At 32.0% G+C, this 16,758-nt stretch carries 17 protein-coding genes and 1 tRNA gene; 5 read left to right on the top strand and 13 right to left on the bottom strand.

Going from position 1 to position 16,758, the window contains the following annotated elements:
* Positions 1–25: 25 nt before the first annotated feature.
* The 4 genes from HWV59_RS06275 to HWV59_RS06265 form a co-directional block, all read right to left on the bottom strand.
* On the bottom strand, positions 26–283 hold the full coding sequence (locus HWV59_RS06275; RefSeq protein ID WP_175638336.1) for a hypothetical protein: 258 nt from the start codon (positions 281–283) through the stop codon (positions 26–28).
* 131 nt (positions 284–414) lie between these two features.
* The gene (locus HWV59_RS27255; RefSeq protein WP_268921751.1) at positions 415–546 is read right to left on the bottom strand and encodes a hypothetical protein; all 132 of its coding nucleotides are present in this window, start codon (positions 544–546) and stop codon (positions 415–417) included.
* Positions 547–747: 201 nt separating this feature from the next.
* A complete protein-coding gene (locus HWV59_RS06270; RefSeq protein ID WP_175638335.1) occupies positions 748–1,092 on the bottom strand; it encodes a DUF6075 family protein in 345 nt (114 codons plus the stop codon).
* Between the two features lie 73 nt (positions 1,093–1,165).
* Positions 1,166–1,561 carry a hypothetical protein gene (locus HWV59_RS06265; RefSeq protein ID WP_175638334.1) on the bottom strand — a complete coding sequence of 132 codons (396 nt, stop codon included), beginning with the start codon at positions 1,559–1,561 and terminating at the stop codon, positions 1,166–1,168.
* 200 nt (positions 1,562–1,761) lie between these two features.
* Between HWV59_RS06265 and HWV59_RS06260 the strand changes: the two genes are divergently transcribed.
* Positions 1,762–2,100 (top strand): YolD-like family protein, encoded by a 339-nt coding sequence (locus HWV59_RS06260; protein WP_175638333.1) that lies wholly within the window; start codon positions 1,762–1,764, stop codon positions 2,098–2,100.
* Positions 2,101–2,199: 99 nt separating this feature from the next.
* Here the strand turns inward: HWV59_RS06260 and HWV59_RS06255 are convergent, their stop codons facing one another.
* Together HWV59_RS06255 and HWV59_RS06250 are read right to left on the bottom strand one after the other, a co-directional pair.
* Positions 2,200–2,844, bottom strand: coding sequence for a hypothetical protein (locus HWV59_RS06255; protein WP_175638332.1), 645 nt, complete (start codon positions 2,842–2,844; stop codon positions 2,200–2,202).
* 31 nt (positions 2,845–2,875) lie between these two features.
* A complete protein-coding gene (locus HWV59_RS06250; RefSeq protein WP_175638331.1) occupies positions 2,876–3,175 on the bottom strand; it encodes a hypothetical protein in 300 nt (99 codons plus the stop codon).
* A 274-nt stretch (positions 3,176–3,449) separates the two neighbouring features.
* Here HWV59_RS06250 and HWV59_RS06245 point away from each other — a divergent pair, with 274 nt between their 5' ends.
* Both HWV59_RS06245 and HWV59_RS06240 read left to right on the top strand, forming a co-directional pair.
* Entirely contained in the window at positions 3,450–3,917 is a 468-nt protein-coding gene (locus HWV59_RS06245) for a helix-turn-helix domain-containing protein (protein ID WP_217708441.1), read from the top strand.
* 117 nt (positions 3,918–4,034) lie between these two features.
* Positions 4,035–4,541 (top strand): hypothetical protein, encoded by a 507-nt coding sequence (locus HWV59_RS06240; protein ID WP_175638329.1) that lies wholly within the window; start codon positions 4,035–4,037, stop codon positions 4,539–4,541.
* A gap of 956 nt (positions 4,542–5,497) precedes the next feature.
* Here HWV59_RS06240 and HWV59_RS06235 read toward each other — a convergent pair.
* The 5 genes from HWV59_RS06235 to HWV59_RS06215 all read right to left on the bottom strand — a co-directional run bounded on the left by HWV59_RS06235 (position 5,498) and on the right by HWV59_RS06215 (position 12,446).
* Positions 5,498–6,511 carry a hypothetical protein gene (locus HWV59_RS06235; RefSeq protein ID WP_175638328.1) on the bottom strand — a complete coding sequence of 338 codons (1,014 nt, stop codon included), beginning with the start codon at positions 6,509–6,511 and terminating at the stop codon, positions 5,498–5,500.
* Positions 6,498–7,934: an AAA family ATPase gene (locus tag HWV59_RS06230; protein WP_175638327.1), complete on the bottom strand. Its 1,437-nt coding sequence runs from the start codon at positions 7,932–7,934 to the stop codon at positions 6,498–6,500. The genes HWV59_RS06235 and HWV59_RS06230 overlap by 14 nt, the downstream gene beginning before the upstream one ends.
* Before the next feature lie 38 nt (positions 7,935–7,972).
* A complete protein-coding gene (locus HWV59_RS06225) occupies positions 7,973–8,803 on the bottom strand; it encodes a hypothetical protein (protein ID WP_175638326.1) in 831 nt (276 codons plus the stop codon).
* A gap of 454 nt (positions 8,804–9,257) precedes the next feature.
* On the bottom strand, positions 9,258–11,813 hold the full coding sequence (locus HWV59_RS06220) for an AAA family ATPase (RefSeq protein ID WP_175638325.1): 2,556 nt from the start codon (positions 11,811–11,813) through the stop codon (positions 9,258–9,260).
* A gap of 429 nt (positions 11,814–12,242) precedes the next feature.
* Positions 12,243–12,446 carry a helix-turn-helix domain-containing protein gene (locus HWV59_RS06215; RefSeq protein WP_175638324.1) on the bottom strand — a complete coding sequence of 68 codons (204 nt, stop codon included), beginning with the start codon at positions 12,444–12,446 and terminating at the stop codon, positions 12,243–12,245.
* A gap of 245 nt (positions 12,447–12,691) precedes the next feature.
* On the opposite strand from HWV59_RS06215, the gene HWV59_RS06210 reads away from it, so the two are divergent.
* Positions 12,692–13,477: a hypothetical protein gene (locus HWV59_RS06210; protein WP_175638323.1), complete on the top strand. Its 786-nt coding sequence runs from the start codon at positions 12,692–12,694 to the stop codon at positions 13,475–13,477.
* Between the two features lie 21 nt (positions 13,478–13,498).
* Entirely contained in the window at positions 13,499–14,686 is a 1,188-nt protein-coding gene (locus HWV59_RS06205; RefSeq protein WP_175638322.1) for a tyrosine-type recombinase/integrase, read from the top strand.
* 539 nt (positions 14,687–15,225) lie between these two features.
* Here the strand turns inward: HWV59_RS06205 and HWV59_RS06200 are convergent.
* Positions 15,226–15,297: transfer RNA gene (locus HWV59_RS06200), tRNA-Val, on the bottom strand.
* A 264-nt stretch (positions 15,298–15,561) separates the two neighbouring features.
* Positions 15,562–16,572, bottom strand: a complete 1,011-nt coding sequence (locus HWV59_RS06195; protein WP_102232279.1) for a TAXI family TRAP transporter solute-binding subunit — start codon at positions 16,570–16,572, stop codon at positions 15,562–15,564.
* Positions 16,573–16,758: the final 186 nt, after the last annotated feature.

The following is a 16,758-nucleotide window of genomic DNA, read 5'->3' as shown; positions in this document are numbered from 1 at the left end:
TCTTTTCCACTCTATATTTAGCCATTTAATCCCGATTCCTCGGTGTTCTTGCTCGAACAACGATGTTCTCTGCCGAATCATGGGAAAAGTACCTTTTCCCGTTTACTTCCCACACTTCTTTTATTACAATTGCAAATTCAGAAATATCCTTTATAATAACGATACTTCCTGAAACCAGCTCTTTATCCGTTTCAATCAATGAACCATTTAAATTATCAAAACGGTACTGATAAACCTCATCAAAATCGTCATATGTTTTGCGAATTGGATGATAAAGTAACAATGACAACATCTCCTTTTTGATTTCATTTCCCATTAATTATTCGATCACTATGTCACTTTTTTATTTAACACCCTGTTGTTCACATTAGTGTGCAGGACAATTAACTTTGTATAATAAGGAATTATCTTACATCAAAACAACCAAACTTTTAATGAGTATCCAATCATCAAGCCAACCATAAGAAAAAGAATTTTACCAGATGCCTCAATGACAAGATTTCGAATAACGCCTTTTGCTTCTAATTTTGAAATTATCCTTTCCATTACAAATCACCCTTTCAAAAATGTGATATCGTTTCTCTGACAACATAATAAAAAATGCCCAGACGATGTGTCTGAGCATAATTCTTCCATTTATTAAATTGTGAGGTCTCTCTACTGATATCCCCATCATTTTCACCTATTCAAATATTGTATTTATCCATTCATCATAAATGAACTTCACTAACACGTCAATAAATCATGTTAATCCATTTTAAATCTAAATTGAATCGCATTTAATGCCAACATTCGATTCTTTTCATCCAAATTTCCAAACAAATCAACCACTGTACCACAAGGGGAATTGTTGTATAGATTAAACCCCAATTTTACTAACGATTTTTCACTACTGGATAAACTTGCTTCATCATAGCCCTCAATCCGAATCATTCTTTCCGAAAAATCGTAAAAGAATGGAATCTTATCTGCCAATTCGCTAATCCCTGAAAAAATGTAAAACATTGCTTTTCTCTCAACATCCAAATTGTGAGTCCCATCTTGCTCTAAGAAACATTTAAACCTTTCCTGATGGTCTTGACATAGAAACATAGAAATTCCCTCCTACTTTTGTTAATTTCTATGTTATATGTAGAAATGGTGATAATAATAATGGAACGAAAAGTTAAAGCAGATGCAGATTGACTTTTATTAACCATACGAGTTTTTCTATCTCTTCCTTCCTATGAATTTTCACATCTGGTGGCTCCACTTCATTTCCTACATCAAATCCTTCATTCTGTAGTTGCTCTTGGTTCAAAAGATTATTAAATATAACAACATGAATATGGTCATGATCTCGCCTTGGTGCAGATGATAATAGCCGTTTCTTTGGTTTGCTTGAAAAGTAGTAGTAAAGTACACCATACCCCCTATTTGGTGTCGGCTTTTCACTGATTAATTTTGCAAGCCCCGATTCCAATAGACATTTTTCTAAACACTCCATTAACGATTCAGAATTCTTAGTTGCTTGATAGATTTTCTTAGTTTCCGAAGTATTCCAACTAACGTTATATAGCATTTGTATCCTCCCTTCCATTTTTATGTACTAAAAATTCCCTCCTTTATTTTACTGTTAAAATACCATGAAATAGGGCAACTTTTTTTAAATAAAATACAAAAGACCTACATTTTTGTTCGTCAGAAGCAATCCGATATTTTGGTTGTTGATATTACAAGAACGTATGTTCTATAATAAGATAATAAAAGGGGGGCAAATTAGTGGCGATTCGTGATCGAGGCAAGCTAAAATGGCAATCAGCGTTCTTTATGCCAGAGCATGTAAAAATGCTTCAAGATTTAAAAAGAGATGATCAAAAAGTAGGTAGGCCTATCCTTGATGAATACCAAATAGTTGAATTTGAGCAGAAGATATGCTTGGCAATGGAATTTTCATATCAGGTAAAAGTTAAGACTTGGGAAAAAGGATTCTTTAAGTGTTATACAGGATTACTCCATAGGCTTGATGAAATCAATAAGACTTTAATTATCGAGCAAGAAGAACAGTTTATCTATCTTAGATTTAGTTACATTGTTGGCATAGAGTTAGTGGAAGGATAAAAGAGTAATCATAGATATGAATTACATAAAAAGGTATTGTTCAAATAAACCCAAAGGATAGTGAACCCACTTTTTCCTTCGGGTTATACTTTTCTTAAATTAGTTTTTCGTAGCGACTTTTTCTTTATCTTGAAAGGGAGCAAACTCTTCATCAAAACACATAAACCAATAATCCGATTCGTCTTGTTTGCATACTGCCTGTCTACTTTCACTTAAACCAGATGGCGTATAAAAATAGGCATTTACTCTTTCTATATCATAATCACTTTCATAATAACGGTAGATCATCAAAGCATTTGACTTTTGAATAGAATTCTTTTTAGAAATCAATTCATTTAATAAGTCTATTCTCTCAACTGATTCGATGTATTGTATTCCTATAACATTATGTGGAGTATAGCCTTCCTCCGTATTAGAAAAGAGCTTTTCAATTGTATCAACATCTTTATTCCATACATTTTCTCTTTCTAAATGTAATGCAAGATATATAAAATTTTCCTTATCCTTACGTGCATCCCACTTCCACCATGATAAATCCATTGGTCTTGAACGACCTTTAATCCGATCAAATTTGGAATCCTCAACAAATGCATCAAAACCTAACATTTCACCTAAATTAGCAAAATAGTCAATTTCCCTTTTTGTAAACATTGATCGGTTATGCAAGTGAGATAAATTCATTCTTCGATAATTTCGAACGTACCCATCAAAAAATTGCATTAGATTAAAATATTGCTTTTCCATTCGGAGAATACCTCGCTATCTCGATTAATGTCTATAAACTCCTTGTTTTTTCATAAAGTTTGATTCGAGGAAATTCCCTTTCATTGATGAATAGATAATACTTTCTTACAGCATTTTGATAAACATTGTGGTGCAATCCATCATTCAGCTCCATCTGTATTTGAAGCAATAGATTATACATCTTCTCATCATCCTTAACCTCATTATCCAAATTCACATTTAATTGCCTTTCGACCATTAGTGCTTTTGCAACCCTCGAATTAACCGCTTTCACTTTACTTTCAATATCACTATTATTGATAAGGAACTGTCTAAACTCTACCTCTCTCATTTGAAATCTCCCAATCAGTATTTTTCTAAATAGTATCACATAAAAGTGCTGTTGTGATTTAACATTTTCCTTATGAAGCACTGGTGTTTAATCATTCATTATCAAATAAGGTTTGTAAACATACTTAACTCCAAACTTTCATCTTTTGATACAAGAAATAAAACCACCCAAATTATTATTTTTTGAAATTACAGAAATTTCAATCAAAATATATTGACACATACACACACACGTGTGTATTATGTGTGTATAAGACATTTGGGCGGTGAACAACGTGCTAACTACTAAAGAAATCAGCCAAATCCTTAGCGTCTCAGAAGAAACAGTCAGGAGGTGGATTCGGAATCAGGAGCTAAAAGCCAATCAGGAAGGTAAGAGCTACTATGTTGACAGTAATGACTTAATTGAGTTTGTAAAAGAGAAAGCAAAGGCTGGAACTACTACTTCAATTGGAAAGATGGCATCCTTTTTACCAATTGCAGGACTTATTGCAGGTGGAGCAACAGCTTCTTTATCAAAGATAATCAGTATGATTAATGCTAAGGAAAAAACAACACAGACTAAGATACAACCTATGCACAAAAATTTTGAAAAACAATCAATTGAACAGGTCGAGGAATGTATCAATGCTCTGAATCGTCAAAAAAAGAAACTTGAATTAGAGTATCAAATGAACTTACTTGAAGTCGAAGAGGAAATTGAAAAATATCAAAAAATAAAACAAAACTTAAAAACGGAGTGATAACACAAGGCTAATACAGGAAAATTGGAATTAAACATTTTAATAGCTGTATTACCATTAGTGATTCAATTCTTTTTAGAAACTATGAAAGAAAAAAACAAGGAGTGTGATTAAGATATGGAAAACGAGGTATTGTTGAAGAAAATTCAAAAAAAGGGAATAGATCCAGATCACCTGACTAATGACGACATAAAGACATTGATAGAAATGAACATACAAGGTCAAATTGAAAAGGAAATTCTCAAGGAATTCTTAAAGGAATCTAATATAACTTACAAAACATTTGTTGAAGGTTTAAAGACTTTTATTGATAGCCATAAATCTTCCAGTAATAAATATATGGAAGCATTGGATTATCGTATGAAAGGGTTGATGAAACAAGCAGAGAATGCAAATACTCCTGAGGATAAGGAAAAAGTAGATAAAGAAATAGATATAATACTTGATCGTTTAAAAGAAGAGGTTGATTCCAATAGAAAGCACACTTTGAAAGTTGTAATGGTAGCTGGTGGCATAGGAACAATTCTTGCAGGAAGTGCAATCTTTATAGCTACACGTAATCCAGAGGTTTTGAAAAAAGGTGTAGAAATGATTGCTAAAGAGACTGTTAAACAAATCGTCTAAAAGGACTGATGTTTCATCTCAGTTCTTTTTTTATTTGAATGCGGTAAGGCATTTTGTTTGAAAATGACATTTATCCACTTTTGATTTTAGTATTCAAGCAAATCTTCTATTTCTTCTCGCTTTAAATCTTTAGGTTTTACTCCTTATTGCTTACAGTAGTCCACATAGCCCTCACCTTTACTCTTGGTTCTTTTGGATTTGGAATAATCACAAAGATAACATCAGGAAAAGCATTATCAAACTCCTCAATTTTCCTGCTAAACCCTCACCCCCTAAATCCCTTTTCGGCTACTATATCTCTTTGTAATTAAGTTGTTATCTCCCCATATCTTCTCTAATCCCCCTCAAACCATTCTCCCGCTTGCCTACGCTCTTTCTCACCTTAAACCTTATCTCTTTCCTGTATTTCAAGTTCTTCCCCAAAACCAACCTTTCGGGTGGAAAAATTGTACGATAACGGAACAGAAAGTAAGGTGAAAATTTAGTTAAGTTTTTCCGTAGTAGAGGCAAGGATTAAGGTCAAAAGATGGTTAATCAGACGTTTTTTTCAGGCTTTTCTCCACGCCTTTTTCTTACTTGTTTATTACCTGTTGATATCTAACATTTCTTCGCTCTTCCCCATGCTTTTCCTCTAACCTTATCCCTAATCTGTGTATATACTGTTGATATTGCAGTGTTTCCTTTTCCTCTTATTCACACTTATCCACCATTTAACTCAAACCATCCCCTCTCTTTTTCGCCATTTTTTAATGCACACAAAAAAGAACCGAGAAAACGTAACAACGGCACGTATCCCGATTCTTCTAAAGTAATCATACATAATGTTGTAATTGCTCCCGCATTCTCCCCTGTTCAGGTACGAACTTGAATTACATAGGGAAGAACTAAATTGCGAAAAGACATAATAGATGCAAGGTAAAAAAAGCAAGAAGTTCTTACTCCTTATTAACATTATATTATTTAAAGGTCTTGTACATCGGATAATTACTAATAATCGACCTTAGAGCAAGTGACAAATTGTTCATTTTTTCTCTTCTTTGAATATATAAATCTATTTCTTTTAATGTAGGTGAACCAGAATTGGTTAGTGTTTCAAACAAACTATTAGCTTCATGGTCTACACTTTCAAAAACCATACGATCTGAGTATCTCGAATATAACTGTAGAAATTTAAAATAGTTATGATGTTCCTGTCTGCCTGAATTTATTAATGTGATTTTTTTCGATAAAAAATCAACCTCAAATTTTGCAAAATCACCTATATTTTCATTATACGGAGACACTATTGGAACTTCTGGGATTCGATCTCCTTTTCCTTCATCAGCTTTATTACATGCATAACAAGAAGATAATAAATTTAATGGATTCATTGCTATTAAGGGGTACTTTGATTTTGGCAAAAAATGTTCTACGTTATTATTTGAACCCGCTACAGCAGTATCAACATCGCAATAAGGACAAACAGCCATTTTATTTTCCAACTTAAAGTTTCTGTGAAATTCTTTTCTATTGTACGTTTCTCCCGCTAAAGTCATCCATACATAGTCATCTGCAAAAAATGTATTGTAATAATAAATTACAAATATACTCTTGAAGATATCATCAACTTGTATTTGCGGAATATCATAATTTCCATCAAGAATCTCTTTGTTTTGTTGTTTATATAATAAATAGATTTGCTCCACATAGGATGAATCAAAAGTTACTACAATGGAGTAAAAAAGATCTTGTAATTTTTCTCCTGATACTGTTTTTTGCATAATATAAGTAAATAAATTTTTTTGATCCACTGATGCTTTACGAAAATGCTCTGTGTATTTCCAAATATCTGTTTTTTCTAAAGGTAAAATAATTTCACCCTGTTCTATCTCAATAACAACATCACTTATCATATTAAAGAATGGGAGAATAATCTCTGACTCAAATTTAATTAGGTATTGTGTATTTGTGCTATTCTCAACCTTCCACATCTGTTTTAGTCCCTTGTTTTCCCAACATAATATTAAATAGTTTGAATTTGGTGTACGATTCACCTAAATACCCAAGAATCTCCTCTAATTCATCATCGCTTGCGATGCTAACCTTGTTCCAAAGTTTATTTTCAACATAATTTACTTTTTTTGAATTAGCAAAAAACTGGTTGCTTATTTCAACTTCATTCGCCAAAAAAGTATTTATATTTGGATCGGGGTTGATAAAACTTTTTTGATTAGCAAAAAGAATATTTTCAGGAAACACTGTATTAATAAAAGCGTAACTATGGGTAGATATTAAGAAATGCACTTTATAATTTCCGAATAACATTTGTAGCATAGTAATAATCTGCTTATTCCATGAAGGATTCAAATGCAATTCTGGTTCCTCAATAATTATCAATGCGTTATCCTCTATAGAGGATAATAAAGAGAGGATTCTCATGAAAAACATCTTTTCACCAGAACTCATATTCTTCAAGGATATGTGTTCGCCATCTTTTTCAAATGCTATATCGTTCATATATATGATTTCCTCTTTTTCGTATCTTTGGAACAAATCATAGTTTTCCTCACATACCTCAATCCAACCGTCATCATTTGTTGAATATTTCTCAGTAAGTTTTTCTAATGAAAGATACTCATTCCTCAATATTCTATCTTCTTCAGAAAATAGATCATCAAACTCTTCATCATCTACATCAAGACCGTAAGAAGGTAAAGTTGTAAAACGCTCACGAATTAAAACTTTGTTATCAAATTTTATATTTAATAAATACAGTAATTCCTCCACTACAGAGGTATTGTTCCTGTAGGTTTCTATAAATCTGGATATTCCCTTTGAAAGAGAAGAAAATCCATAATGATTTGCACCATAAACTTTTGAAATATCGTAATTCTCAATTATTCTATCTCCTATAAAGTTTAATGGTCTTTCAGTAGGATATTCTCCATGAAAGGAAAAAACAGATGTGATTATTGCCGATGGTAGATATGGCCTAATTACATCATAAGTTACCTTGTTTTCAAATTGAATTTGATTTTCTTTTATTATGTATCCTTGTTTGGGATGTAGCTCCAACAACACAGATTTTGGTATGGAATTTTCTACTGTAATAAACACATTTTCATTTTCTTTCTCAATTGTAACTGCCTTTTTTTCATGATTCTGTTCGATTTTGTATTTCAAACAAAAGTCAGAAGAAATTCTGTCGTGAAATCTTTGTAAATCATTAAACATTTTTGCAATAAAACTCATTAAGGTTGTTTTCCCATTCCCATTTTCCCCTACTAAAATGGTGAAATTGTTGTTGCTAAAATAATCATAGTAATGATCGGGATATCCGCCTTCAGGAACAAATATTACTGTGCAATTTCTTAGCAATTTATATTCTTTAATAAATAAGGATTCCAATTGCATGTTATACCTACTTTCTAAACGGTAATTGTTTTTGATTTTTACAAGGTCTTAACAAACTTAGCAAAGTATTCCTCCCAATAATTATCTTCATCACCCCAAATATCATGTAACCAAATATACATCATTATTATTTCGAGGAACTGCTTTTTCCCTTTAATAAACGGTTTTTTTGATACTCTGGTGTACAGCGTATTCAGATTAAACAGATTAGTCTTTTGTGTAAAATCATAAATATATGGTCGCCAGTTTTCTTTATTTTTAATTTTATGTTTTGATGGCCATAAAGAATCATCCTCAGAAAAACGTTCTACATAATCTGAGGCAAAGGCCCAAATGTTTACTTTATATTTTAGCGAAGTTTTATCTAACCACTCATTTATCTCCTCAGTTAAAAAAACTGAAGTAGCATTAGTATGCTTTTGGCTTTGAATACTATGGTAATCTTTAATAAACAAAAATAGCATCTCGTTCTGATCTTTTAAAAATGAGTTCTTTTTAATCAATTGAGCATAACAATCGTATGAACAACTTCTAAATTCATTTTCTGTATTATACAAAAAAAACAGATCGTCTTTTTTCAAAAAGCTAATAATTGAACGATGTATCTGTTTATCGTGATCATTATATATATTTACAAGCCAATCCTGGATATCAGCATAATATGGTTCCAATTGCTTTCTGAGTTTCTCCAACCGTTCCCCATTTAAAAATGTTCTCTGCTCCAATTCATCAATGTTTAAATACTGATTATAATATTCAAATACATAATTAACACATATCCTCATGTTATCCATTCTGGAGTCAATTTCAAATTCATTTAATTTATCTTCACGCTTTCTTTTTGCTATGTAATCTTCGAGAGTCAGCATTCTTTTCACTCCAATAGTGGTTGTAGCATCTACTTATATTTCGATTATATTTATTCAATAAAAAGAAGCACTTACCCTGCATAATAAATTGGAAAGTGCTTCTTTAAATCTTAGAATTCAGGATCTTTCCATCCTCCAGGATTAATAGCCCCTATATTTCCTCGTCTACCAAAACATCTTGAACCTCTCATCCCTCTTACTCTTCTAACTGGATATGATTTTGATGTTCTTAGTCCAACCGTGTCATTTATATAGCACTCACCTACTACTTTTTCCTGTTCTTACTAAGTAAATTCTATCATCATCAATATAACCAATATGATTGCCAGTTTCATTGTAAATCTGATTTCAATTACCTATCCGCAAAATCTACCACTTAATGTCCATATCGAATATTCCACTTTTCTTTCACTCACTTTACTATTTATTTAAGATAAAATAGTTCATTTGGTGATTACTTATAATGATCATAAAGCAGATTGATGTATTTCATATCAACATTAAACGCCTCTTTATTTGCCCGAACATGCTGAGTTTCAGTAGATTGGCTATGCCCTGCCATCCAACGGCATGATCTATCAAATAACTCACTTACTGTTTCTAATTCGTCTACAAAACTCCCTTTAATCTCTTTAAGTTTTGTGAACATAATATTTGCTTCATATCTCCGAATAACACTATTAAAAAAGCCTTCCTCTACAATTAATTCACACCATGTTCGGATATCAGAATATACTTTCTTTAATGCTTCCTCTAATGCATCACCCACACATGATTTAGAATTTATAAATTGTGCTTGATTTTTTAATTTACCCATTACTTCTTTTAAAGTCTCCAATCTTCCACTGAAAGACTCAGATACAATTCCTTTATTCCACCTGTCAAATTCGTCAACCTTGAAGAACTTGTTTTCTTTATTTTTATCCTTTGCACAGGCGTTATAGAGATAGTAATAAAACATAATATTGTGCGTAAAAACAATAACCTGCCTATTCATTGACAATTTATAAATCAAATTAGCAATAATTTCTGACCGTTTATAGTCTAATGAAGTCACAGGATCATCAAAAAGAACTGTATTAAAATCTTTACGTATAGTTAAGTCAGTAGCAAACTCAGCCATCGCTACGGCTTTTTGTTCACCTTCACTCATAATTTGCGATACCTTATATTCTTCAGAGGTAACAAACTTTTTTCTTAAAGTTTTTCCCTTTTTGGGTATTAGTTTTAGATTAACATTTGACACTTTAAGCTCTTGTGCAAAGCGTTCAAATATTTCAAAATACTCACCTTGTATTATTTTTTGGAAAGCCTCAGATTGTTTCTGTGTCAAAGAATTTGTGGAAAATTTACTTTTTGCTTTACTATATTCTTTAATACTTTTCTGAATATCAAACCATTCTATTAAGGAATCGATTGAAGCATGAAGTTTTTCATTTTTCTTCAAGGTTTCTTTTAAAGCCTTGCGTGAATCAGTAATATCGCCTGCTTCTGTACTCGTTTTCTTTAGATTGTCTATTCTATTTTCTAAAGCCTTTATTTCCTGATTAATTTCCTCTACAACATCGGATACATCCAAAATCAACTGATCAGAGATAATTTTTCTTGAATTAAGAAGTGTACTAAATAATTCTTTATTGCGGTTTACTAATTGAATAGTTGATTTAACTCTCCCTAAAAACTTTTCACTTTCAAATAATGCTGTCTCTTCATCAGAAAAATTAACCCCAATGCTCTCAATATTGTATTTTAGAAGTTCTTTTTCAATCGAGTTTAATACTCCTCCATTACTCTTTGCAATATGATTAAAATTGCTTTCTATAACCTTAACACTGTTGGAATCCAGAGCTTGACTACAAAAAATACAAGATTCACCTTTATGAACTTGATCAATATTAATAGATTCATAATATTTTTTGCCCATCTTGATAAATGAAAACCATTCTTGGTTTACTTCTTCAAGAAAAGAGACATTTTTTTGGAAATCTTCATTATACTCACGTTCCTCCTGTACCTTTTGCTCATAGTCTTTGATTAATGTATTGACTTTATCTATATTATCTCGACTTAACATTGTTGATAATTTTGTTAATGATTGTTTAATTGAGATAAGTTTTGTTCTTTGTGCTGTTAATATAATAATTTTATCCTTTGGATTAGCAGATTCTAATTCCTTAATTTGAAGATCAATTTCTTTAACTACGACTTCATACGAATCGCTTCTTGGATAATTACTACAAAGAAAATCTTTTATATCCTTTGAATCTTTAACTTCCCCCATAATTCTATTAAGCTCTTCCCGTATAAAGTCAAAAGAAGAATCGGAGAATAATATTTCTTGTTTATTCTTCTTACCATCAATAACCTCTGAAACTTCATTACGTAAAGTGTCCAACAAACCTGAAACTAATTGGAATTTCTCAAATCCTTTTGGGAGTAAGTTAAAAATAAGGTCACTATTAATCAAAGGAAGAACAGATTCACTATCGAAAACATTAATCTTACTTAGTTCATTATGTGGATTATTAATGTCTACAAGATCTTTATTCGTTTTATCATCCAATAAATATGTAACTTCAACCGTCTGTGGTACATACTCTTCTGTCAGTTCTTCCTTATAAACATTTGGTATTATAGTAAGATCCTTCTCGGAGGTAAAATAGTTATCAGCCAATTTTCGAAACATACGAACATAAGATGACTTTCCTGAGCCATTTTCCCCATAAAATACATTTAGATTTTTCCCTAATGTAAATTGAGCATCAGTTGATAAGGCATTAATATTTATTGGAGTATTTATTTCATTTATAATTAATCTCATTTTTTCCAATGGTTCGCTTCCTAAATCTGAAACCTTATCAGCTTTTCCTTTAACCTTCATTAATTGTAGGACTTCAACCAACAGTTGCGATGAATTAATTTCCCCTTTTGCTTTAACGATATTTAGAATGTGATTCTTCCATGATTCTTCTCCTGCCCACTCAGCCAAAAAATCAACTGCTGTTTTCATATTTCCCCTCCCATTTTCTCGTATTTTATACTATATCAAAATGTAAAATTTTGTTGAATTTAGTCAATCATACCACATATCTGACCTATAAAAAAAACCCATGATGTTTAACCATGGGATTCTTTTACTTTGCTGTTAGTATTAACTTATCAATAATATATTAAGAATATTGTAATGACCTCCACTCCACTTTTTTATATTAAATACACAACTTTCAAATGCCATTATAGTTGGCATCTTATTCACATTCTATTACTCTTTGTAATTCATACACATAATTAATTAAAAGATTCAAATTAGGAATGTTGTTTATCATTGTTTCTAATAATATTATCTTACCGATTTTCATATTTTATGTTAGTTATCGGAATCAAGTGATATCAGATTGAGGTTATAAATTGGAATTTTTTTGAAGGTTTTAGGAAAGAATTATAATAGAGGATTTATGTGTGTTGTGCAATTCGAGGATTCTTGTTCGCATAGCCATTTTTTTATTGTTTCAAACTGAAAAACATACCTCCTTTTCATCTTTACATGAGGGATTTCCTTCCTACGACACATATCGTAAATCGTATCTGTACACACTCTCAAATAAATGGCTACCTCTTCAACTGTTAAAATCTCGTTGTTCATAATAATATCTCCTTTCGTTTTAAAAAATACACCAACAAATCTTATTTTTGTGGTTTACATTAACATGATTAATTGTATCAGCACAATTTTATTTTGGCAATACTTTAAATTACTAACCTTATTTATCTCAAAATGTTAAAACCAACTCAACACATTGTACACCACATTTTATTGACTTAGAGGTTTACATATGACATTATATAGATAGTGTATTAACAACAATTCAATAGAAAGAAGCGATGATAATGAATGGCATAAAATGTTTAACGACTTTTACTGTTTTTCAGGACTATAAAGAAATTACAGTTAAAAATCTCTCAGACGAAGAATTGGGAGTAGATCGATTGTATTTACAACCAGAGTATGTTTTTCAAATTAAAGCAATAAATGATCCTTTAAAACCTTGCCTCACTTTCAACCCATTGAAAGATGCCCCTTTTTTATATCTCGAAATAGCAAAAATTAATTCAGATGATACCTTAATGAAATTCGTTCAAATCTATGGTCTACCACTTGAACATCAGGAGATACCATTTAACAAGGAAGTTAAAGCGACAATAATGGATACCATTCCTTTTTTTAAAAAACTTTCCTATTACAAGGATTTGTTGTATTTGTGGTTTGAACTGCAAAACAAACAAAACAAAGAAGGTAAATTTCCATTTGAACCTTCTACGCATTATAATTCAATACTTTCATCAAATCGGGGCAAAAGCGTTGGAACGGTTATCACAAACGTTCTTAACGAAATGAAAACATGGCAAGAGTCTTACGAACAAATTGAGAATGACAACACAATTTTTCACTGTGTTAGATTTAAAAATCTTTTGGAAACAGCTTACTTTCAATTAACAAAAGCTATCTTGAATAAGGCTACTTTAAGAAGATGTAACGAATGCAATGAGTTATTTGAAGTAACACATGAGTCGCAAAAATTTTGTCCACCTAAAATGGGAAGAAAAAGAAGTACGTGTGAAAACACACATAAAGTACGTAAAAGTAGACAAAAACTAAAACAAAGCCAAAAATAAAATCAGAAAGGAAATACTCTAATGGCATCATACGGTTCAGTTTATCAAGAAGGAAAAAATCCTCACAAATATCGTATTCAATTTTATTATGGTAAAAATCCTAATGGAAAACCAAAAAAATATTCAAAAATGATTACCGCTAACGGCAACACTGAAAAGCAACGGAAAAAAGATGCAGAAAGGCAATTGGCTGAATATAGGGATGAAATACTCTCAGGCAACTATATAAAACCTGAAAAACTTCTTCTCAAAGATTTCATCAACGATTGGAGAGAACAATATGCAGTGCATAAACTTGCTCATAGCACATTGGAACTTTATGACCTTCAACTCAAAACAAGAATCATCCCCACATTAGGCCATTATCATTTAGAAGAAATTACTCCCTTCATTATTCAAAGTTTTTTAAATGACTTAAAAAAAGATGGTGCAAGAAGGGACGGTAAAAATGAAGCCCTTAAAGGAAGCTCCATTAACTTTGTTCGTAGAGTTGTAAAAAACGTGTTTAGTAGAGCCGTAGAATGGAAGTTTATTAAAGAAAACCCTGTAATTATCAAAAAAGAAAAAGAATCTTCAAGTGCAGGGAATGTGTATAGTAAGGATGAATTATCAGAGCTTCTAAAATATTTACCGAAACTTGAACTTGGTTGGAGACTTTTCTTTCAAATTGCTGTAACTTGCGGACTTCGTAAAGGAGAATTAATGGGTCTACAGTGGGAAGATATTGATTTAGATACAGGGATTATTCATGTTAGACATTCTTTATCATATAGCAATAATACAGTTAATGGATTTATTCTTAAAAAGCCAAAGTCTGAAAAATCTATTCGTTATATTTCCTTGCCATCAGATATCATTCCCTTGTTAAGAAAATTTCATGAACAGAGAAACAGAGAAAAAAACATGCTATCCGACTTATGGGAAGGTGGAGAATACTTTTTTGTTTTCTCTAACGAATTTGGAAAACCATATAGTAAACGATACCCTTTAACAAAATGGAATCGATTTACAAAGAGATTTGGCTTACGAAAAATTCGTTTGCATGACCTCAGGCACACCAATGCAACGTTTTTGTTATTAAACAAAGTAGATTTGAAAACCGTAAGTTCAAGATTGGGTCATTCAAGAGCAAGTTTTACGGCAGATGTCTACGCTCACAAAACAAAAGAAACCGATAAACAGGCTTCTGAATTATTTGCAACCTTATAAAAAAGACTAACTACATTGCGGATTGCAAAGAGGTTAGTCTCTTTTTTTATCATTTATTCTATTTGCATTTTTTCACATTATTCTCAATGATATGCAAACAATATCATATTAACTTTGAAAGCAGGACTTTTCAAAAAGGATATAATTCGATCCACTATATAAACACTACGATTACCGAATTAAAGCCTCTGATGAAAACTTTTGTGATTTAATAAATAACTTAGAATCCTTTCAAATAATAAACCTGATTTTTCAAAGCCACATATTTCTCGGTCAAGAATTTTTATATGAGGATTTTTAATAATATATTTGGACTTTATTAAAAGAGACATTTTATAAACCAGCATTTCCTATAGCATGGGTATAAAATGTGTAAATCAACGTGCTTTACATAAAACTGTGTCCCAAATAACTCATTTAGTGAAATCACCCCGAAATCACCCCGAAACCTATTTTTCTGTTTTCCATTAGAAAATCCTATTGAAAAACAAAAAGACACATCCCAATAAATGAATGTGTCTTAATGCCTGTCATATCAATGATCTGAGAGGGATTCGAACCCCCGACCCCGTCCCTGTCAAGGACGTATTCTCCCGCTGAACTATCAGATCGTATAAAGTGAGTGTTACCCTGTCAAGGTAGTGTTCTCCCACTGAACTATCGGATCAATATATTATTTTATGCAACGCTTTAAGCTACATATTCTATTATATTCAGTTACCCACCTCAAGTCAATACTTCTTCTCTATCACTGTTCGACTTATTTCCCAGAAAATATTTGAATCATGTCAAAATGGACTTGCTATATGACAAAACCCTCCCATTCTGACACGATTCTCATCATTTTTCTTCAAAACTCTAGACTTCTATTTATATTACTGAATCCCTTTTTCTTCAAAATATTTCGCTGCACCTGGATGTAATTCCAGATTTCCCAATCCTTCAAGTGCAGTTTCAGGTGTAATAAATTCACCCTTAGCATGTGTAATTTTATCTGTGTTCTCAAATAGAGATTTTGTCATCTCATAAACGAGTTCTTCATCTAAGTCATTTGTTACAACAAGCATTGCCTTTACAGCAACTGTTGTTACGTCTTCTTCTATCTTATATGTTCCTGCAGCAATTGTATCTTGTGCATAATATGGATACTGATCAATTAATGCTTGAATTTTGTCTTCTGCAAAAGGAACAATCACGATTTCATTTTGGGCTGATAGTGCTTCTACCGCACCTGTAGGAGTACCTGCTGTAATAAATGCTGCGTCGATCGTTCCAGCCTGAATGCCATCAGTTGATTCATCAAAGGATAGGTTTTGAGGCTTAATATCTTTATCTGTTAGTCCATGAGCCTCTAACACTTGCATGGCATTGATATATGCCCCTGAACCGGGCGCACCTACAGATACTGCTTTCCCCTTTAAGTCTTCTACGGACGTAATACTACTATCTTTCGTTGTGACAAGCTGAACTGTTTCCGGATATAAAGATCCGATTGCTTGAATATTATCGATGGCATTTCCTTCAAACATTTCAAGTCCATCAATAGCATAGGCTGCAATATCAGTTTGTGAAAATGCTATTTCCGCTTCACCAGCTCTTAAGGTTTCCATGTTTTCAGCTGATGCACCTGACGTTTGTGGTGTAATGTTGGCATCCGTATTGTCTGTGATAATTTTTCCAATTTGTCCACCGAGAGGATAGTACGTACCACCTGTTCCGCCTGTTAATAAGCTTAAATCTTGCTTTTCACCAGAATTATTATCAGTATCAGCTGTGCCCTCTCCATCATTCGCATTCCCGGAATCATTTCCACTACTACAAGCAGCCATGATCATCATGAATGAAAGGAGTAAAATAAACAACAAGCTATTGCGCATTTTTCTCATCTCTGTTTCCCCCTTTGAAAAAATTGTGTTAAAGTGCAAGCTCTTTTTTATATATGATGAAACCCCTCTGTACATGCATAAGAATCTTGATATGTTTTCCTTTATCTACCACCACTAGGAAGACTAGTTCCCAGATAATTCTGTATAGTATAATGTCCGTAAGTATATTCATAAAAAAGAAGAAGA

Origin of the sequence: Metabacillus schmidteae (assembly GCF_903166545.1) — a bacterium.
In the GTDB taxonomy this organism is placed as follows: Bacteria; Bacillota; Bacilli; order Bacillales; family Bacillaceae; genus Metabacillus; species Metabacillus schmidteae.
Note: the sequence above shows the minus strand (reverse complement) of the source record. Positions and strands in the feature narration are given on the sequence as shown.